The organism is Streptomyces sp. WMMB 322 (genome assembly GCF_900090145.1).
Classification (GTDB): Bacteria; Actinomycetota; Actinomycetes; order Streptomycetales; family Streptomycetaceae; genus Streptomyces.
Genome location: NZ_FMHI01000001.1, coordinates 446,348 through 465,698, shown reverse-complemented (window position 1 = coordinate 465,698; position 19,351 = coordinate 446,348). Strand labels below are relative to the sequence as shown.

Annotated in this window: 14 protein-coding genes; all 14 read right to left on the bottom strand. The window is 72.5% G+C overall.

The window, feature by feature from the left end:
* Positions 1-108: 108 nt before the first annotated feature.
* The 14 genes from H180DRAFT_RS01995 to H180DRAFT_RS01930 all read right to left on the bottom strand — a co-directional run bounded on the left by H180DRAFT_RS01995 (position 109) and on the right by H180DRAFT_RS01930 (position 19,349).
* On the bottom strand, positions 109-993 hold the full coding sequence (locus H180DRAFT_RS01995) for a universal stress protein (RefSeq protein ID WP_055484174.1): 885 nt from the start codon (positions 991-993) through the stop codon (positions 109-111).
* 429 nt (positions 994-1,422) lie between these two features.
* Complete coding sequence (locus H180DRAFT_RS01990; RefSeq protein ID WP_055484173.1) at positions 1,423-2,064, bottom strand: HNH endonuclease family protein; 642 nt, start codon at positions 2,062-2,064, stop codon at positions 1,423-1,425.
* Between the two features lie 730 nt (positions 2,065-2,794).
* A complete protein-coding gene (locus H180DRAFT_RS01985) occupies positions 2,795-3,709 on the bottom strand; it encodes a peptidoglycan-binding protein (RefSeq protein WP_055484172.1) in 915 nt (304 codons plus the stop codon).
* 112 nt (positions 3,710-3,821) lie between these two features.
* A complete protein-coding gene (locus tag H180DRAFT_RS01980; protein WP_055484171.1) occupies positions 3,822-5,381 on the bottom strand; it encodes a DUF6519 domain-containing protein in 1,560 nt (519 codons plus the stop codon).
* A 122-nt stretch (positions 5,382-5,503) separates the two neighbouring features.
* A complete protein-coding gene (locus tag H180DRAFT_RS01975) occupies positions 5,504-7,663 on the bottom strand; it encodes a hypothetical protein (RefSeq protein ID WP_055484170.1) in 2,160 nt (719 codons plus the stop codon).
* Positions 7,660-11,691 (bottom strand): putative baseplate assembly protein, encoded by a 4,032-nt coding sequence (locus H180DRAFT_RS01970; RefSeq protein WP_055484169.1) that lies wholly within the window; start codon positions 11,689-11,691, stop codon positions 7,660-7,662. Before H180DRAFT_RS01970 ends, H180DRAFT_RS01975 begins: the two co-directional genes overlap by 4 nt.
* Positions 11,688-14,951 carry a putative baseplate assembly protein gene (locus tag H180DRAFT_RS01965; protein ID WP_254665822.1) on the bottom strand — a complete coding sequence of 1,088 codons (3,264 nt, stop codon included), beginning with the start codon at positions 14,949-14,951 and terminating at the stop codon, positions 11,688-11,690. Before H180DRAFT_RS01965 ends, H180DRAFT_RS01970 begins: the two co-directional genes overlap by 4 nt.
* Positions 14,948-15,337 (bottom strand): GPW/gp25 family protein, encoded by a 390-nt coding sequence (locus H180DRAFT_RS01960; RefSeq protein ID WP_055484168.1) that lies wholly within the window; start codon positions 15,335-15,337, stop codon positions 14,948-14,950. Before H180DRAFT_RS01960 ends, H180DRAFT_RS01965 begins: the two co-directional genes overlap by 4 nt.
* Entirely contained in the window at positions 15,334-15,690 is a 357-nt protein-coding gene (locus H180DRAFT_RS01955; protein WP_175437704.1) for a hypothetical protein, read from the bottom strand. Before H180DRAFT_RS01955 ends, H180DRAFT_RS01960 begins: the two co-directional genes overlap by 4 nt.
* 104 nt (positions 15,691-15,794) lie before the next feature.
* The gene (locus tag H180DRAFT_RS01950; RefSeq protein WP_055484167.1) at positions 15,795-16,322 is read right to left on the bottom strand and encodes a phage baseplate assembly protein V; all 528 of its coding nucleotides are present in this window, start codon (positions 16,320-16,322) and stop codon (positions 15,795-15,797) included.
* A 45-nt stretch (positions 16,323-16,367) separates the two neighbouring features.
* Positions 16,368-17,507: a hypothetical protein gene (locus H180DRAFT_RS01945; RefSeq protein WP_055484474.1), complete on the bottom strand. Its 1,140-nt coding sequence runs from the start codon at positions 17,505-17,507 to the stop codon at positions 16,368-16,370.
* The gene (locus H180DRAFT_RS01940; RefSeq protein ID WP_055484166.1) at positions 17,500-17,898 is read right to left on the bottom strand and encodes a LysM peptidoglycan-binding domain-containing protein; all 399 of its coding nucleotides are present in this window, start codon (positions 17,896-17,898) and stop codon (positions 17,500-17,502) included. The genes H180DRAFT_RS01945 and H180DRAFT_RS01940 overlap by 8 nt, the downstream gene beginning before the upstream one ends.
* A 30-nt stretch (positions 17,899-17,928) precedes the next feature.
* A complete protein-coding gene (locus tag H180DRAFT_RS01935; RefSeq protein ID WP_055484165.1) occupies positions 17,929-18,654 on the bottom strand; it encodes a hypothetical protein in 726 nt (241 codons plus the stop codon).
* Positions 18,651-19,349 (bottom strand): hypothetical protein, encoded by a 699-nt coding sequence (locus H180DRAFT_RS01930; protein WP_055484164.1) that lies wholly within the window; start codon positions 19,347-19,349, stop codon positions 18,651-18,653. The genes H180DRAFT_RS01935 and H180DRAFT_RS01930 overlap by 4 nt, the downstream gene beginning before the upstream one ends.
* Between the last annotated feature and the right edge of the window lie 2 nt (positions 19,350-19,351).

The window sequence follows — 19,351 nt, the reverse complement described above, 5'->3', positions numbered from 1 at the left end:
GCATCAGAGGCGTGCAACTTCTCTGCATGACACGTCAGTTGGCCTGTCCCCCGTGCAGGCGCGGACGCCCTGCACGGGCGCTCCGCGGCGACGGCACGCCGCACCGTGTCAGTGCGGGACGACCGCCACGGGGACGGTCGCGTGGTGGAGCACCGCGTGTGTGACCGCGCCGATGGGTGTGGAGGCCGGGGCCCGGTGGACACGGCGGCCGACCACCACGACCGAGGCGTCCTGGGCTTCCTTCAGCAGGTGCCTCGCGGGGCGGCCCTGGAGTGCGCACTCGTCCACGCGGACCCCGGGGTACTTCTCCCGCCACGGCCGCAGCGCCAAGTGCAGGGCCTCGGCTCTCTCCTCGCCCAGCTCGGCGGGGAGCCTGGACGGCTCGGCCGTCTGGCGCACGGCGAGCATCGTCAGGGGCATCTGCCAGCCGTGGACGATGCGCAGCCCGCAGCCCCGCCGTGCGGCCTCGCCGAAGGCGAAGGAGACCAGCTCGTCCGCCGGGCCGGGGAGATCCACGCCGAGCAGCACATGCCCCGAAGCCGGTACGCCGGGCGGCGCGGAGGGCTCACGCCTCGCGGAGCGTACGAGGACGACCGGGCAGCGCGCGTGTGCGACGACACGGAGGGCGACGGAGCCGATCAGGAACCCGGCCACGGGATCCAGGTTGCGTGAGCCGAGGACGACCAGGTCGGAGCCGGAGGTCAGCTCGCACAGCAGCCGGTCGGGCCTCCCGGTCAGCACCCTGCGCGTCATACGCAGGCGGGGGTGCCGTTCGGCCAGCTCCTCGTCGGCCTCACGCGTGATCATCTCGCCCTGGCCGGGCACGGAGCCGAGCTCTCCGGCGGGGACCGCCGGCCCGGCCGACGGGCCGGACGCGACGACGTGCACAAGGTCGAGGACGGCTTCGCGGCTCACGGCCTCGGAAGCGGCCCACCGGGCCGCGGCCCGGCTCTGCGCCGATCCGTCGAGGCCGACGACGACGGTCCCGGTCATACGTCCACCTCCGGCAGGTGAGGACAGAGGCACGCCACGACCTCTGAACCACTGTGGGGGCTTCCGCCGCTTTACGCACTCGGGGCGGGGCCGGTCCGGCAGCGTTGCCGCGTTCGGCCCCGGCGCGACGGGACGGGAACGACCCGCTGCTCGGGAACCGCGAGTAGCGGGGCCGGGCGCCGGGGGACCCGCTCCTCTGCCGGGTGTGACCGGCTCGTGCGGGCAGTGGCCGGGGCCCGCCTGCCGGTGATCGCCTTGCGAGGCGAACCGGACTGCTGCGACGTGGACCTCGGCCCCGTCGGGCCTTGGCCGCCCTGTGCTCTGCGTACTGGACCGGGCGGGCCTTCCACCGCCCCCGTCCCCCGACTCCCCTCCGGCTTCCGCGAGTTCAGCGGGCCGGTGCGGCGCCCGGGGACGGGTGCCGTGGCATCAGCAGCCGTTGAGGACCGAGGAGAGGGCGCTCTTCTCCGTGGAGTCGACCGTGAGTCCGTAGTGGTGCTTCACCTGGACCCAGGCGCGGGCGTAGGTGCACCGGTACGCGGTGCGGGAGGGCCACCAGGTGCCGGGGTCCTGGTCGCCCTTGGACTGGTTGACGTTGTCGGTGACGGCGAGGAGTTGAGGCCGCGTGAGGTCGTTGGCGAAGTCCTGCCGTTTGGAGGTCGACCAGTTGTGGGCCCCGGAGTCCCATGCTTCGGCGAGGGGGACGAGGTGGTCGATGTCCACGTCGGAGGCCGCGCTCCAGGTGGCGCCGTCGTACGGGGAGTACCAACTGCCGCTGGTGGCGGCGCAGGACGAGTCGGTGACGACGCCGCTGCCGTCGCGCTTGAGGATCGTCTCGCGCGTGTTGCAGTTGCCGCTGATGCCGATCCAGTGCGGGAAGAGGTCGCGGTCGTAGCCGTCGCGGGAGTGCTCGGTCGTGACGGTCATGGAGGAGAGGTACGAGCGGGCCGTGGAGGCGGCGATGGGGGTGGGGAGTGCGGCGTGGGCGGGGGTGATGCCGAGCAGGGTGACCGCCGTCGTGCAGGCGGCTACGAGGGTGGCGAGAACGCCACGGCGTATTCGGGTGCGCATGGTTGTCGGCTCCCATGTGTTGGGGGGTGGAGCGGTGCGATTATCGTGATACTGAGTTGTCTATGCGGATAGACCTCGCGCGGTGAAATTTCCGTGACAACCCGCCAACGGGCACGCGTGAGCGGCTGGTTGGTGCCGCGCAGGGCAGGCCCCGGGCGCCTGTGCCGGGCCGCGGCGGCGCGGCAGCACAGCACGTCCTCGTCGAGCTGCGGAGGGGGCGTCACCATGGCCCGTCCGGCCGGTTCCCGGGCCCCGGGACTTGGGCCTTGTGCCTCAACCGGGCCGGAATGAGGGCGATTTGCGGGCGATTTGCGCCCGAGGGGGTTGCGGAGAGGGCGCTCGCCCGGAGAAAGCCCGACCGGAGAGGGCCCGACCTGGAGAGGGCCCGACCGGAGACCGTCCGCGCCGCTTCCGAGGCGTGCAACGGCCGGCTTCCGGGCCCGTCCGCCGAGGATGACGGACGGGCCGGGTGCGTGAGGGCCCGGACGCCGGGAACCTCGGAACGCGCCGGCGAACCGGGCTTCCGCACTGCGGCGTCCGGGCCCCCGGGCGGCCCGCCGTCCACATGCGGAGCCCGCGGCCTGACCGCAGGCCGCGGGCTCCGTATGTGGTTCGTGCCGGATGTGGTTCGTGCCGGGCGGCGAGGTGTACAGGCTGCCCGGCGGTCGGTGCCGGCTCTCAGGAGCCGTTCTCAGAGATGCTCAGAGAGCCCGAAGATGCCCGGAGATGCTCAGACGTTGGGGACCTTCAGCTTCTTCCAGCTGTCCGGCCCCGGGATGCCGTCCGCGTCCTTGCCTCGGTAGCCGCACTTGCGCTGCCACGCGGCGTACGAACGGCGGTCGACATCCGTCCAGCGGGGGCCGGGGCCGACCTTGTACTCGGAGCAGCCTTCCGCCACCAGCCGTTTGCCCATCGCGGTGATGACGGGGCTGACGCGTCCTTCGTGGAAGAAGTCGCTGCCGGGGAAGGGCTCGTGGGCGGGCTTGCTGCCACCGCCACCACCGCCACCGCCGCCTCCGCCGCCGTCACCCACCGGTCCTCCGTCGCCCGGCTTCTTCTTCAGCCGGTCGGCGATCCGTCCGCGCATGCTGTCCATCGTGAAGCCGCGCGGATCGACCTTGCCGGGCTGCCACTCCTTGTGACCGATGACGGAGCGTTCCGTCCAGTCGTGCGCGCGGCAGATGGCCGCCGAGACGCGGGTGATGGCCTCCAGTTGCGCCTTGGGCCACGGGTCCTTGCCGTTGCCGAGGTTGATGCACTCGAATCCGTAGAAGCGCGCGTTGCCGTCGGTGTCGGCCTCGTTGTCGTGGGGGAGCTTCCGCTCGGCGATCACCGCGCTCAGGACGTCCCCGTCGCCGAGACCGGCGTGGTTGGCGCGGCCGTTGCCGACGAGCCACACCTCGCCCTTCTTGTCGATGACACCGTGGCACAGCGGCCCGGGCAGGCCCGAACGCCCCTCGTAGCACAGGCGGACGCTTCCCTCGGTGCCCGAGGTCACGGTGTGATGGATCATCACACCGTTCAGCGGACCCCAGGCGCCCTTCGAATTGCGGTTGTGACGCCGCCAGTTGCGGACCTCGTGGACCGTCAGGCCCTCGGCCTTGAGGGCCTTCACCAAACGGTCCGCGCTCAGTGGTTTCGCCATCTCGGTATCCCCCTTCCCTGGATGCGCCGCCCTGGACGCGTCCCGTCCTCGCAGAACGTGGTGTGCCTGCTCGCTCTCTCCGTGCCGCTCGTCCGCACCGCCCCGGGCCCGGTCACTTGCCGCCGGTCCCGGGGTACAGCGGAGCCGCGTCGTCCTCGGCCTGCTGCTGTGCGAGGGCCTCCTCCTCGGCCGCCCGGACCTCCAGCGCCAACTCCTCCTCGCTCGCCGCGGGAACGGCGGAGGCCAGGGGCTTGAAGACGTACCGGAGGTCGGATGCGGTGCCCTCGCCCATCACCCACGCCAGCGGCGCGTAGTGGACGGCGATTCCCGCCGGGTCCTGGAGCAGCGGACGGCGGGCGGCGTCCACCGGCCACTCGACCTCGCCGTTCGCCGTGCGGGCGGGGACGAGCCAGTAGTCGCCCGTGCGGTATGTGCCGCCCTCGGCGAAGTAGACCTCGACGCCGTCCTCCAGGGCGAGCCAGCGTCCCTCCTCGACCGGGAGGGCACCCTCGCGCAGCCGACCCTCGTCTCCGTGCCTGCCGCCCTGGCCGTGGCCGGGGGCGCGGTGGTCCCAGCGGCGCAGGAAGGGGTACTTGCCGGGCCGGTACGTCTCCGGTTCGGCGGACAGCCGCACCTGCCGGCCGGGCAGGTCGACCTCCTCGATGCGCAGCAGCGGTGTCGCGTCCTGGCGGTCCGAGGTCGCCGTGTCGGTGAACTCGACGAGGTCGCCGACGTCCAGGCCGAGCGCCTTGTCGTCGCCGAGAGTGCCCAACGACGCCCAGGTGCCGTCGAGTTCGTCGACGGGGAAGGTGACGGAGCCGTTCTCGCGGGACCACTTGAAGCCGGCTGTCCCCGCGTCGCCGCCCTGGTGGATCTCCACGCGGTAGAGCTGGTTCTCCGGGCCGCGGTAGCGGGCGTCGGGACGGACGAGGCAGGGTTCGTCGTCCGCACCGTCGGGGCGTTCGCTGCGGGCCGCCAGCTTCCCTGCCGAAGTGTCCCTCGCCCGGGCCCACTTGGTGAACGCCTCGCGGAGGGCGTCCTTGTCCGGCTGGTCGTCCTCCAGGCCCAGCTCGTCGCCCGGCAGGGTCCGCACCTGCCAGATCACCTTGCGCCGGGCGGCGGTGTCGGTGACGGCGGCGCCGAGGGCCGTCTCCCGCAGGTAGGGGTCCTCGGCCGCGGTGACGGCCCGCTCCCACACCTTCAGGTAGGCCAGGTAGGGGCGCTGCGCGGGAAGCCGGTCGCCGGGGCGCTCCGGGTCCAGGTGGGCGCAGGGCTGGTCCCAGTACGTCCAACTGCTCTGCTGCTGCGGCTTCTTGCCGCTGTCTCCTTCGTCCTCGTCCCTGCCGTCCCGGTCCTTCTCGTCCGGCACGGGAACGCCCGGGTCGGGGCGGTCCGCTTCGCACAGGATGCCGTCGACGTAGTACCGGCCGGGGCCGATCTCCAGGTCGTCCAGCTCGCCGCTGGTGCCCACGAACCGGATGCGGAACCCCGCGGCGCCGGTGGGCCCGCCGTGCTGCCCGATCAGGTCGGCGGTGGTGGTGCGGGCGTGGTGCAGCTGGATGGCGGCCTGCTCGTTGGCGTCGGCGTCGAGCTGGACGCGGCCCTGCTGGGCCAGGACGGCGGAGTAGTGCCGCTGCGGCCGGAAGGTGCTGCGGGACAGATCTGCGTGCATGGAAGGAATCCCCCTCGGTGGTGCCCGCCGTGCGGAGCGGGCGGTGCGTGCGTACGGAAGCTTGCGGGCCGGGCTCGGACGGTTCCGGTCAACGAGCCTGCCGGAACCGTCCGTTCACTGGTTCACGTGACGAAGAAGATCCCGGCGTCCGTGCCGGCCGGGGCGTATTCGGCGAGACGTGCCCGGAGGCCGTCCGTGCGCTGCGGCTGGTACAGGTCGTGGAACGCGCCGAGTTCACCGCCGTCGTCGGCGCCGCGGCCGATGGCCTCGGGGCATCCCGCGGCCAGTTGCGCGTAGGCGGGTGTGCCGTAGCGCTCGCTGGTGAAGACGGGCCGCACCGTGCGGGTCTGCGGACGTTCCCGGTCGGGGACGCAGCGGAAGCGGCGCGGTGTGCGCGAGCCGTGCGGGACGTAGCTGAAGCGCATGCAGCCGATCTGTTTGCGTGCCACCTCGACCCGCCCGGTGAAGATGCTGTTCTCCGCGATCTGCACGGCGTGCGTGTGCACTTCACCGATGACGGTGGTGCGGTGGGCGTGGAGGACGGCGTGCGCGTGCCGGCAGTCGGGGGCGGAGAGCGCCTCCCGGTCGTGGCCCGTGGCGTCGAGGATGCTGTCCCGCAGATGCAGCGGCAGCGGGTCGGTGCCGGCCTCGTCGCCGATGACCTCGATCGTGCCGAGGATGCTGCGGTCGATCTCCACGCAGGCAGTGGTGGATTCGAGGACGAGGCTGGGTTCCTGCGGGGAGTGCGGGCCGCAGTCCTCCTCCAGGCTCCAGCCCGGCACGAGGGTGCAGTGCCGCAGCACGACGGCCCCGACCGGCCCGGTCACGTGGACGCCCCGGCCGGTGATGAGCAGCCCGTCGAGGACGGCCCGCGGCTCCTCGCCGGGTGCGCAGTCCCCTTCGGCGGCACGGATGTTGAGCGCGTCGGGACGGTTGCTGTACCAGTCCAGGAGGCGGACGACGGGGCGGGTGCCCTCGGCGGCGCGGATCCGGAGACGGTCGCCGGGCTCCAGGTCGAAGTCGAGCTGCTCCTGCCAGGTCCCGCTGTGGGCGAGTTCGATGATGCCCTCGCCGGGGCAGCGGCCGCCCGCCCGGTCCTCGCGCCACCGGGCGTAGGCGTCCATGATCCGCTCGTGTGCCTCGCCGGGACCGACCCGGTAGACGGTCGCGCCCGGCGTCGCCGGGCGTTCGCGGACGTACTCGCCGCCGCCCGTCTCGTCGGAGAAGGCGTAGTGGTAGGTGACCCACACGCCCTGCCGGGGTGCCGAGCGGGCGCCGAAGGCCATGCGGCCCAGCTCCGGGTCCACGGCGATCTGGCCGCGCCGCGGGCGGTAGCGCCAGTCGGTCAGGTCCGCGACGACGATGTCCTCCATCGGCACCGGCTCGTCCTGTCCGTCCCGCCAGACGGTGAAGCTCTTGCCGGGCCCGTAGTAGTCGGCGAGGCGGTCGGCGAGACGCCGGCGCCCGATGGCGTCGGGCAGGTTGTCCGCCGTGGCGATGTGCGCGGCGTGCGGCTCGGGTTCGGGCTTCGTCACGAGCGGGGTGTCGTTGCCCAGTACGGAGAAGGTGTACAGGTTGCGGGCCCGGTCGATGCAGTACGCGGGCGCACGGGTGACGGAGTACGGGCGCAGCCGCCACACGTACAGGCCGACGCCGGCCGGGGTGTGGCCGCCCTGACGGCGCCGGGAGTCCGCACGCCGCACGTCGGCGGTCCTCGCGAGGGTGCCGAACGGGCCTGCCGCCAGGTCGAGTTTGTCGCGCTCGCGCAGGTCGGCGAGTCTGCCCCGGCCTGCCCTGCGCACATCGGCGGCGGGTGTGGCCGCCCCGTAGAGCCGCACCGGCTGGTGATGGGCGAGCCCGCGGGAGAGTTCGACGGCCCGGGAGGGCCACCCGGCGATGCTCTCCGCGAGTTCCTCGAGCAGCGGAAGTGTGCCCTTGCGGCGCCGGTCGGCGACGGTGGCGGCGACGTCCCGGCGCGGCGAGAGGACTTCGGCGAGGCGCCGCCGTGAGGCGCCGGCCGGTCCGTCCGTGCCGGAGGCGAGAACCCGCTCGTATCCGGGGAGCGGACGGTGGCCCACGAGATCGCCGAGGTAGGGCAGGGCCCACTCGGCGGCGGTCTCCACGAACCAGTCGTCGTAGCCCTGTTCGACCTGGGTGCGTATCCGGTCGGACTGTTCCGCGACGACGGCGAGCAGGGCGCGCAGCGGCTCCCCCTGCTCGGCGTCCCGCAGGCGGTGCCACTGCGGGAGCAGGTCTGCGAGGTGGTCCGGCTGCCTGGTCACTGTTCGACCTCCGTCAGGACGAGCGAGTCGGCGTTGTTCGGCGGCAGCAGCACGAACTGGGCCGCTCGGATGCCGCGGAAGACACACACGGAGCGGCCGCGCGGCAGCGGGCGTGTGTCGGTGATGTCGGGGTTGAGCCGCAGCAGTTCCTCCAGGGAGATCCCCCGCAGGCCGGCGATGTGGCTAAGGGTTTCGCCTTCGGGCGCGGTGACGCGGTGGAACTGTTCGTCGTACCCCGCCGGGCGGGCCGGGACGGTGCCCGGCGGGCCGGGACGCGTCAGCCGGTCCACGATCTGCTGCGGCGGGGTGCCTTCGGGGATGCCCGTGAAGACGTCGAGGTCCACCCAGTCGACGCCGGGAACCGTGTGCGCTGCTGCGAGCGCGTCCGAGGGCCGGGCGGGCACGGCCAGGTCCCGGCCGGCGTAGCCCAGTTCGGCCTGGAGGGCCTGCCGCAGCCGCGGCTCCACGTACTGCCAGGAGTGGTCGCGGGCGACCTTCACCTTCGCGGCGACGACGAGCACCACGAGTTCCCGGGTCCCGACGCGCACCGGCAGACGTCCGTCGCCGTACTGCGCGAGCGCCGTGCGCAGCGCCCGCAGGGTCCGCGAGTGAGGCTCCAGCGGGATGTCGTCGTCCCCGGCGACGGTCAGATGCAGCAACCGCCGCCTGCCGTCGGTGACTTCACGGGCGACGGCCCTGCCGATCCCGGCGCGGGAGCGGGCGAAGTCCTCGTAGTCCTGCGCGGAGACGAGCCGGTCGAGTGCGGAGACGGCGAGCGGGATGCGGCGCCGGCCCGCGGGAAGACGTCCGGGCCTGCGGGACGCGGCGGCGTGCGCCGGCCCGTCGGGGTCGGCGCCGCCCGTGGCGGGCACGGGGTTGGTCACGCCCGTGACGCCGAGCGGGCGGGTGACGGGCTGAGTGATGCGCCCTGCGGCGACGTTGGCCTCCGCACCCGTGCCGAACCGGTAGCGGGCGCGGACGTTCTCGTGCCCGGACGGCAGCCGCGCACCGTGCACGCCGTCGCCGAAGGTGACCGTGGTGCGGCCGTCGCCCGCCGTGCCGGTGACGTACACGCGCTCGGTGGGGCCGCGGCCCGCGAGGCTGTCGACGGGATGCCACAGCAGCCCGTCGACGCGGATCTCCAGGGTGGGACGCGCGCCCAGCGGACCGGCGTCCGGCAGCCATGTCAGCGGCGCCTGCCAGAGCGTGAACGTCTGGTGCGTGCGGCCGGCGTCGCCGCTGCCGATGGCCTCCTCGCGGCTCTCGCCGTGGGTGGCGGAGACGACGTTGCCCTGCACGACGACGGTTTCGCGGCGGTACCGGTGCTCCAGGTCCCCGGTGAGGGTGAGCACGGTGTGCACGTGATCGCCGGGCAGCCGCGGGTCGAGGTACTGCTCTGCGCGGGCGACGACGGCGACTTCGGTGGCGTGGACGCCGGAGGTGTGGGGCACGTCGGTGCGTTCGCCGCTGACGGCGATCGTGCGGCCCGGGCGGATGCCCTCGTACAGCCGGTCCAGCACGATCTCGTTGCCGTGCACGTCGTCGTCCAACGGCTCGTCGGCGAGGCGCAGTTCGGTGCCCGCCGCGTACACGGTCGTGTCCCGGATGTGGGAGAGCAGCACGTCGCGCTCGTCGAGCCAGGGGTCGGCGAGGGTGAGTTCCGTACCGCGTCCGGTGATGCCGTAGTCCGCGTAGGAGGCGGTGCGCGCGGCCATGACGCGGGTGCTGACGAAAGCGAGGTCCTTGTCGCCGGGCACTCCTCCGTCGGCGCCCTTGCGGGGCCTGCTGACGACGACCCGGCTGCCCACCTCGATGTTCTCGTACACGCCGTCCAGCCGGAGGATGCTGCGGCCTTCGGGATCGGGCACCGTGGCGAGGACGACCTCGACGGAAGCCGGTTCGCTGCGGGTGGTGTAGCGGGCGGTGATCTCGATGTCGCCCTGACGTGCCCTCTGCTCCTCGCCGGGCTTCAGCAGCCAGCCCGCCGTCTCGCCGTTGTGCACGGCCACCTGGACGGCGCCCTCCTCGCCGGGACGTGAGATGAACACGGTGCGCTCGGGCAGGCCCGGATGCAGCCGGACGGTGACTCCGGGTTCCTGCGACGTCTCGGGCCGCCGGTTCAGCCAGCTCAGGCCGTGGTCCTGCCCGGTGCGGGAGTGCAGTTCGACCCGGCCGGGGCCGAGCGTGAACGAGGTGTCCGCGGGCAGGGCCTCGGTGCGCTGCCGGGACAGGTCGTAGCGGGCGTAGCCGAACTCGGCGCGCTGCGGCACCTTTCCGGCCGGGTCGAACTCGATGCGGATGCCGGTGAGTTCGGCGCCGCTCAGCGGCCAGTCCGTCGTCTGCACGACGCGGCCCGTGGTGTCCTGTACGGGCTTGAGCGGAGCGGTGGAACCGAACGGGGCGGCGGTGACCCCCATCGCCAGCAGCTCCCGCAGCGCGTCCGGCACCGGCGGAGCGGCAGCACCCGCGGGCTTCGCCCGCTGCCAGGCGCCGTACAGCTCCCGGCCCGTGGCGGGTTCCAGCGCGCCCAGCAGCCCGGCGGCGAGGACCGGGGCCGGACCGGCTCCCAGGCCCCGGCCGTGGCCGGCTCCGGAACGGCCGGCGGGCGGCGAGATCCGTCCCGACGAGCGGAACGCGGGCAGCACCGCGTCCAGCACACGCAGCGCGGACGTGCCGCCCCCGGGTGCCGGTGAGGACGGTGCGGGCTCCCCTACGGAACCCAACTCGGCGGCCCGCTCCGCGAGTTCGCCGAGCATCGCGGCGAGCTCCGCGAACCACGCGGCGGGCTCCTCGTACGGCGCGGCCAGGGCCTGCGCCTCGGCGAGCCGCTCGCGGGGCTGAGCAAGACGGTGCACGAACTCCCGTGCATTGACGAGGTGTTCGAGGTCCTCGCGGAGCGGGGCGAGAACCTGCTCGTCGAAGTCCTCGATCAGCCGGCTGACGGGGCGGGGATTCGGCGCGGGCCGGGACGCGGACGGGGTCTCCGCCGCCGCCTCCACCTCTCCGCCGTCGTTCCGCGCGTCCTCCGCGTTCTGCGCGTCGTCCGCGTTCTCCGCCGTCCCGGTCTTCTCCGCTCCGTCCGCCCCGTTCTCGGCGCTCTCCGCTTTCCCGGAGTCCTCCGCGTCCGCCGCGTTCTCCGCGTCCGCCGCGCCGGGCTCCTCCGGTTCGGGCACGGTGATCCACGAACGGAGGAGTTCCACCAGCTCCTTCAGGCTCGGCGGTGCGGAGTCCGGCAGCCGGATCGCGGTGACGTCGTCGTCGCGGTCGATGCGGGTGCCGGCGACGGACAGCAGCGCGGGCTTGCCGCCGCCGAAGACGAAGAGCAGGTCGTCCCCCTTCCGCAGGGGTACGTCCGTGCCCGCCACGAAGATCTCGGAGCGCTTCTTCAGGTCGCCGGGGACGATCAGCGAAGGACGGCGGCGGCGCACCTTCAGCCGGTTCCACTCCGCGCGCGCCGCGAGGTCCTCGTCGGTCTCGTACGTCTGCGCCTCGTCGCTCGTGGCCGCCGGCACGCTGTGGCTGCGGGAACCCCGCGGGATGAGCACCTCGGCATTCCCGTCCGCGCGCGGGTCGCGGTCGACCGTGTACGCGAGGTACGTGCCCGCGGCGACGCCGGGACGCGGCCTGTGACCGACGAGGCGGGCCAGCATCGCGAGCGAGCCGTGCTCGTCCGCCGTGCGCAAGTAGCCCTCGTCCGCGATGCGTTCGGAGTGGAAGGTGAGCAGGTCACCGAGGACGGCCCACGCGTCGAGCAGCGCGACGGCAGGGTCGTCGGTGGAACGCGCCGTGAGACCGCGCAGCGCCGGATAGGCGGGTGAGGCGAGCCGGTCGAGCATGGCGGCGAGGAACGATGCGTGGGTGCCGGTCCTCAGCTCCAGGGCGGTGCGCCCGGGAGGGTTGTGGAGAGCGGCGGGTGCGCGGTTCTCGTCGTGCCCACCGCAGCCGCAACCGCAATCGGAGGCGGGGCCGGGGCCGGGGCCGGGTGAACTCCCGGCGCATGGCGAGGTGTTGTGCGACGTGGTGTTCATCGGGCGTCACTCCCCCAGGCGTCGCCGGGGGTGCCCCCACCCGCGAGCGTGATCTCCAGCCTGCCGTTCTCCGGCAGCACCGGGTCGTTGTCGCACTGCGCGATCTCCAGCGGTCCGAGCCGCAGCACTCCGTCCTCCAGTTCTCCTCTGGGGGCACCTCCCCGCGAAGCGAGGGGGACCTCGTGGAACTGCCTGCGCAGCCTTGTCACTTGGATGCTCTCCACGCCCGCCACCGCCGCTCCCGCCGCGACCAGGCGGGAGAGCCTGACCGGTTCGCCGAAGGTGAGGGCGTCCGGGTGGAAGAAGCCGAGCCCGCGTCCGCCGGGCAGCCGGCGAGGGCCGAGCACGCGGTGCAGTTCCGCGAGGATCTGCCCGTGCTGATGGCCGGGAGCCGCGCACACCGTCAGGGCGATGTCGAGCGGGACGGCCAGCGCCGGACGGACGACCAGGTCGTGGCCGATCCTCCGGCAGCCCTCCAGCGCCTGCTCGACAGCGGCCAGCAGACTGGCCGGCGGCTCGTCCGAGCCGCACGCGTCGACCGCGACGTGCACCTCCGAGACGCTGCCCGTCCAGCGGATCTCCGCCGCCGCCCGCTGCACGCCCGGAACCCGCGCCGCCAGGTGCGCGTAGTCCTCGGCGGTGACGGCGCGGAGCCGGTCGCGTTTGAGGCCGAGGGGCGCCAGCTGCTTCACCTGGTCGACCGGTTCGGGAGCGGTGCCGCCGACCGCGGGCAGCGGGTTGCGCACCCCGGCGACGGGCATCGGCTCGGCCGCGTCCACCGCGTCCGGGTCGCGGCGCAGGACGAGATGGCCGATCGCCTCGGCGCCGACGTTGCCGGCGGTGCCGCCGCCCGTGCGGTAGTGCAGGGCGAGCCGGCTGCCCGGTTCGGGCACGGCCCCGTACAGGCCGTCGCCGAAGCGGAGGGCGAGGCGGCCGTCGTCCTCCAGCTCACCGGTGAAGTGCCTGTCGTACGGGCCGCTTTCGAGCAGATCGCGGCGCGGCAGCCACACGTGTGCGCGGTCCCCCGGCCCACTGTCGTCACCGCTGTCGCTGACGGCGACGACGGCGGGCAGCGCCGAGCGCGGGTCCTGCGCGGCGGCGGACGCCGCTCCTCCGTGCAGCACGGGATCGTCCGGGTGCAGCCCGGCCGCATACGCGGGGCCCCAAGTGCGGGTGATCTCCCAGAAGATGCGGTCGTCCAGCACGGTGCCGGCACGGGCCCGGGCGGTCAGCACGGCCAGTCGCCGCAGCTTCCCCCCGAGGTGGTGCTCCCTGCGGTGCAGCAACTCCCGCAGGGCTGCGACGGGATGCTCGCGCAGAGCCAGCCGCTCCAGCAGCCGCAGGCCGAACAGGACTGTCAGCTCGGCGATTTCGTCGTCGGAGAGTCCGTCGCGGTCACGGGCCGAACGCCACAGTCCGGTCAGCCGCCGCCGTACGGCCTCCGGCAGGGCGGCCAGCCGCTCGGCCTGCCCGGCGGCGATGTGCCGCGGCTCCGGGTAGGGCACGGCCTGCACGACGGACGGGTTCTCCAGCACGGGACGGGGACGAGGCGCGATGCCCGGGTAGACGGACTGGGCGAGCAGGGTCCGCAGGGCCGCGGCCTGTCCGTGCACGGTCGCCGGGTGGACCCGCTCCCCCCGAAGCCCCGCGTTCTCCAGGCCGATCCCGGCACGAGTGGTGGCGTCGGCACCCAGGACCGCGTGCAGTTCGCGCACGCCGTCCGGGGTGAGCTGATGACCGTGATCCGCCTTCCGCAGAAGGGAGTTGACCAGCCGGGCGGGCGGATTGCCGGACTGGCGGTCGGCGCAGCCGGACTCCGGTTCGCAGGACGGCAGCACGGCGGGCTCGGGCGGCAGCACCACCGTCTCCGGCTCCCCGCCGTTCCAGGTGAGAGAGCGGCCGTGGTCCGCCAGGACGGTGTTGCCGCGGGCCACGCTGACGTCGGTGACGTGCTCGCAGTCGGGCCCGCCGAGAGTGGAGAGCACCAGCGGGAAGCGGAGTGCGTCCTCGGGCGCCCACGTCACCTCCAGCACGGGCCGGCCCATCAGTTCGTCGACGGACTCGGTGACGGAGGTGAGCCGAACGGGCTGCCGGTGCGCCGGGTCCGCGTCCCCCGGGGTGCCGGTGCGCGGGCCGCGCACCTCTTCCAGGATCAGCAGGTCACCCGGCCTCAACTGCAGGATGCGGCAGGTGTGTTCGTCGTCGGCCCACTCGTCGCGCAGCGTCGCCGCGGTGGCGCCCCTGGGCAGGGAGCACTGCTCGTCGCCCCAGGTCCACAGCCGGATCGTGTTGTGCGCCGGGTGCAGGCGCAGCAGCCGGCCGTCGAGGGGTTCGAAGATCTCGGCGGCGCCGCGCTCGTCGAGACCGGCGAGTTCCTCCTCGTCGAGAACGGTGCCGGGGGCGGGCGGCTCGTGAAGTCCGGGCGTACGGAGGTCGATCGAGGCGAAGCGGTAGCTGCCGGGGTGCAGTACCAGCGGCTCGGCGACCTCCAGCGTGACGAAGGCCCGCGCGTTGCAGCCGTCGTGCATCGGATAGTCGATGAGCCGCACGTGCCGTCGCACCGACACACGGCGGCGGGCCGTGTCCAGATAGGCCTCGGTGGCGACGGCGTCCTGCTGGTAGCTGATCCGGTCGGCCGTGTGAGCCAGCAGCTCCACGAGGGTGACGCCGAGGTCCGCCGGGTGCCGCTCACGCCAGTCGGGCGCGGTCAACGCGAGGCGGTCCAGGACGACTTGGCGCAGCGTGTCGAAGTCGCGGGCCGTGTAGTCGATGACGGGCACGGGGGCGCCGCCTTCGCGCGAGTCCTCCGGGGGGCACTCGTCCCCGTCGTCCGCGCAGTCGAAAGGCGACGGGCAGTCGGTGCCGAAGCGGAAGTCGGCGCTGTAGTAGCGCTGGTCGAAACCCGGGTAGGGCTCGCTGCCCGGCCGTCCGCCGGGGCCCTCCGCGACGAGGGAGAGGCGGTACGGGGTGGTGTCGCCGGTGCGGTCGAGGACGACGAGCAGCCGGTCGTCCAGTTCGGGGTCCTCCTCCCGCTCGACGCTGACGCTCTCCACCGTCAGGCCCGTGATGCGGCGTCCGCCGTCGATGCGGACGTTGCCGGGACATATGCCGTGCGGGGCCTTGCCGAGGAAGGTGACGGTGAGGGTGCGTCCGTCGTCGCCCACCTCCACCCCGTCCACTCCGCCGAGGCGGGCGGCGCGGATCTTCGCCCGCCGGGTGTCGGTGCGGCAGACCAACTGCTGCTGCCGTGAGCTGTTCACGCGGCAGTCCTCCCTTCGAAGAGGTCGTCGCGGCGGACGGCGCCCGCGCCGTGCCGGATGACGTAGCGGAGCCGGACGCGCACGGTCTCCTCCTCGCCGGAGACGTCGACGCCCTCCACCTCGACGAGGTCGCCGAGCCAGCGCTGAAGCGCGCCCTGCACGGACATCTCGACGGTGGCGGCGAGTTCGGGACTGTTCGGCGCAAACGCGAGGTCCAGCAGCCCGCAGCCGAAGTCGGGCCGCATCACGCGCTCCCCGGGACTGGTGAACAGCAACTGCTCGATCAGGTCCCGCACATGCTCCTCGTAGGGGGCGTGCGCGGTGCGGCCCCTGCGGTCGATGCGGAACGGGAACGCGATGTCGGTGCGCGGCTTGCGCGTACTCATCGGCAGCTCACCCCCTGCTGTGACGTGCCGACGACGGGCGGACCCTGCGGCATGAGATCGGCGGAGAAACACTGTGCGGCCGTCGTGCTCAGCAGCACCGGACGCCCGTCCGTCAGTGGCCGGGCGCCGCTGCCGGGACTGAACCGGACGGTGACGCACGGACGGGGCCGGCCGCCGACGGTGTGGAGACAGCCGGTGACGACGAAGGCGTCACCGGCCCTGGCGACCGGCACCCCGGCGATGCGCACCCGGCCCGGGGCGCCCTGTGCGGGCCTCACGGTGCCGCCGTGCGGGCAGCGCAGGGCACTTGCGGTGGTGAGGGGACTCGAGACGGTCCCCGCGTTGTCGGACACGGTGTTAACTCCCCCTGGTTTCTATCGACGGCGTTCTGGCCGCCCTCAACGGCGGTGCTGCGTCGGCCGGTTGTTCGTCTTTCGGCTCTTGTGCCGTCCGCCCCTCAGCCGTCCCGCCGTACGGTCAGCCCGCCCTCGTTGATGTCGACGTCACGGCCGGAGACCGAAATGGACGCCCCGTGGCCGCTGTTGATGACGACGCCCTTCTCGTCGATCTGCACATACGCCCCTCCGGGAGCCTTCAGCAGAATCCCCGTGCCGCCCGGCACGTCCGACATGACGATCTTGTGTTTGCCCTCGGTCTCGATGACGACCGGATGGCTGCCCGGCAGCTCCTTGACGACGTCCACCGGCAGCTCCGCCGCCTCGCCGTACCAACACCCCGTCCAGATGGGGAAGCTGGGATCGCCCTGCTCGAACTCCACCCACACGCCCGCGCCCACCGCCGGCAGAACGAACTGCCCCGCCGCGGGGCCCGTGAACGGAAGGCACGGCAGCGCCCACGTCGACGCCTCGTCCCCGAGCACGTCCGGCACCTGCGCCGTGATCCGGCCGATGCGCAGCGGGTCCTCGTTGTCGACGACCCTGCCCCGGTACTTGCCGAGGAAGCGGTTGTTCTGTGCGGGTGCCATGCGGCGGGCTCCTTGGGCTGCTCGGGCTGCTGGCGGGTCGGTGGCTTACGGGCGGACACGGTCGCTGCGGGCGATCAGGCCCTCGCGGGAGAGGGTGAAGTTCTGCCGGAACGAACCGGGTTTGAGGTGGTGGGTGACGCTCTTGACGTAGTAGTCGCCGTCGTACGTACGTCCCGCGCCGCGCACGCCCACGAGTTCGCGGGGGCGCAGCACATAGCCGTGGCGGGTCACGTCGAGCTGCCCCGAGCCGGAGATCGCGTCGGCGGACGTGGCAGCTCGGGCCAGCGCCTCGGCCTCCGCCTGCGCGGGGTCCTTCTTCGCCGTGCCGGTGAGGGTCCTGCGCTTCAGCGCCGGCGTCGGCTGAAGTCCGAGCGGCGGCCGCAGCGGGTCGATGGGCCGCTGCGGAAGCAGCCGCGACTCCCGGCTGCGCGGGTCCTGCACGCGGGCCTGCGGCTCCTCGCGTGCGGTGCCGTCGTAGGCGAACGTCAACTGCTCGACGGTCGATTCGGTGTCCATGTTGACGGTCAGCGCGTGCTGCCGCCTGCCGAGTCGCTGTTCGGGACCCCAGTAGGCGGTGGAGCGCCCGGGACGCGGGCCGGGGTCGAGGTAGAAGGTGTAACCGTTCGCGCGGGCAAGGTCGTTGACGTATGCCAGGTCCGTGCCGGTCTGGTAGTCGACCCGCACCTCGCGGCGCGGCTGCTGCGGAATCTGCTCCCGGATGATGCGCGGTTCGATGCCGTAGTCGGCGTAGTGGCCGAGAATGCGGGCCACGCGCTGCGACGGCGCCAGGTTGGGGAAGCGGTCGGTGCGCTCCTCCAGGTCCATCAGCAGCGTCAGGTCCTCGCCGGTGACGGTCAGCGTGGAGTGGCCCGGCTGATTGCTCGCACCGACCTCGTGCCGCACGATCAATCCGTCCAGCAGCACCGTGGGCGTGCCCTTCACGGTGACGGTGACGATCACGCGCGTACGGGGGCTGAAGAACCCCTCGGGCAGCAGCCGCTCGATGATGGAGCCGCGCTTCGTCAGGTCGAACGCCATCTGGAATCCGCTGCGTTCACCCGACGTCATGGTGATCTGCGCCGACAGCAGCGCCTCGGTCACCTCCGGCGGCACGGGCTTCGTCAGCTTCGGCCCCATCAGCAGCCCCAGGTGGACGGGGCCGCGGCCGACGGGCTGCTCAGACACGCCGTCCCCCGCTTCCGCCGCTGCCACCGCTTCCGGGGAAGCCGCCGGCGAGCGGGATGTCGATCTCGGTGCCCGGCTCCTCGGTCAACTCCGCAGGATCGAAGACGGGGTTGGCGTCGGCGATGCGCCACCACTGGCCCGGGTCGCCGAAGTAACGCTGGGCGAGCAGGTCGGGCCGCTCCCCCGCGCTGACGGTGTGCGTCGCAAGGTCGTCCTCGTCCCCCTGACCCGGCAGCGGAGGCAGTAACCGCCGCTTGGTGTACCGCACTTCGGTGCCGTCGGGCATGCGGTGCACGCCGATCTCCGCATCGTGGTACCGGCTGTCGCTCGCATACGGGTGCGCGCCGGGAATCCGGTCCAGCGCACTCTCGTACGGCTCGATGCCTGCCATGTCTTTGTGCCCCCCTTGGCCCTGCTTGCCCTAGTCCCTGACCGGCCCGCTCGCGGCGAACGCGCCGCCGCCACTCGGGCTGCCGCCCAGGCCGCCCGCGCCGCCCAGGCCCAGCGCGCCGATGCCGCCCGCACCCCCGAGGGGCGTGGCGACGCCCGCCAAGCGCTCCTTCTGCGCCAGGTGCGCCATGTACAGCTCGGCCCCCCGGTGCCCGGCCGGCAGATCGCTGACCGTCAGCACCTTCATCCCGATACTCAGCGCCGCCCGCATCGGGTTCAGATTCACGTCGAACGCCGACTCGTTGACGGACAGTTCCGTCAGCCGCACCGGCATCACACGCTTGCTCCCCCACGTGAAGAGCGTCAACGGCTTTTCGATGGGGCTGATCTCGATCGCGCCCTTCTTCGACAGCCGGCTGTGCTCCCTGATCTGCGCCGTCGTGGGGTGCACCAGCATTTCCAGCGCGGCCAGTTGGGGGTGGATGCCATTGGGCGAGGCCACCTCCAGCTGATCGGTGGAGTCCAACTCCGCGGTGAACTTCCACGACTCCTGAGCCGGGCCTTTGAGGCGCAGGGCTTCGTTCTTGTCGCCCCCGCCCTGGCCTTCGCTCCCACCGCCGGCGGACTGCGGTTGCAGCGACCGCTCCAGGGTGTCCGGATTGAACTGCAGCACGATGACGCGCTGGGGTGTGCCCCGCTCCGGGTCGAGAATGACGATGCCGGAGCGGATGGGGCGGGGGATGTCGGCGTAGGTCACAGCCGGGCCTCCAGACGGGCGCGCAGGTCGGAGTAGTCGTGGTCGGGGAAAATGCGGGGGAAGACCTCCAGCATGGTCGTCAGCCGCTCGCCCGCACTCTTGAACTCCTCGCTGGACAGGTCTACTTCCGAAGGGTCCACGAATAGGTACTGCCAGCTGAAGGTCCCCTTGGTGATCCTGAGGGTCTCCAGATAGGTCGGGTAGTCGAGATTCATCCGGTGCGGCTCATAGGGGCTGGCGTGGAACCAAACCTCGGCGTCGGAAGCGCCCTTGGTGAGGCGCAGGAGTGCGAGGTGCCCCACCCCGGTGGTGGGAGTTCCGTCGAAAGGATGCAGTTCCTCAAGGAATTCATCGGAAAGTCCCGGGATTCCTGACCATGCCTCGGCCGGGGAGGGCGTGAGGGTGACCTCGAAGAGGTTCGTCACATGGAACTCACCTCCGAAGTGCCCCGGTGAGTCCCCGGCCCCGAACGTCCAGCACGACCCGAACTCCGAGAAACGCAGGTAATAAGACTTCCAGGCTTCGGGGAGTGTGACTTCGTTCAATGTCGAGATCATCGTGAAAACTCGATCGGCGTCACCGAGGCTCGACTTGAGGTCCCCTCGGACCTCGTGGGTGATGTGAATCTCCGGGTTGGACTGCAACCCGTCCAACGTGTCCCACCACGTCTGCTCGTACTCCGAGAACTCGCTCATGC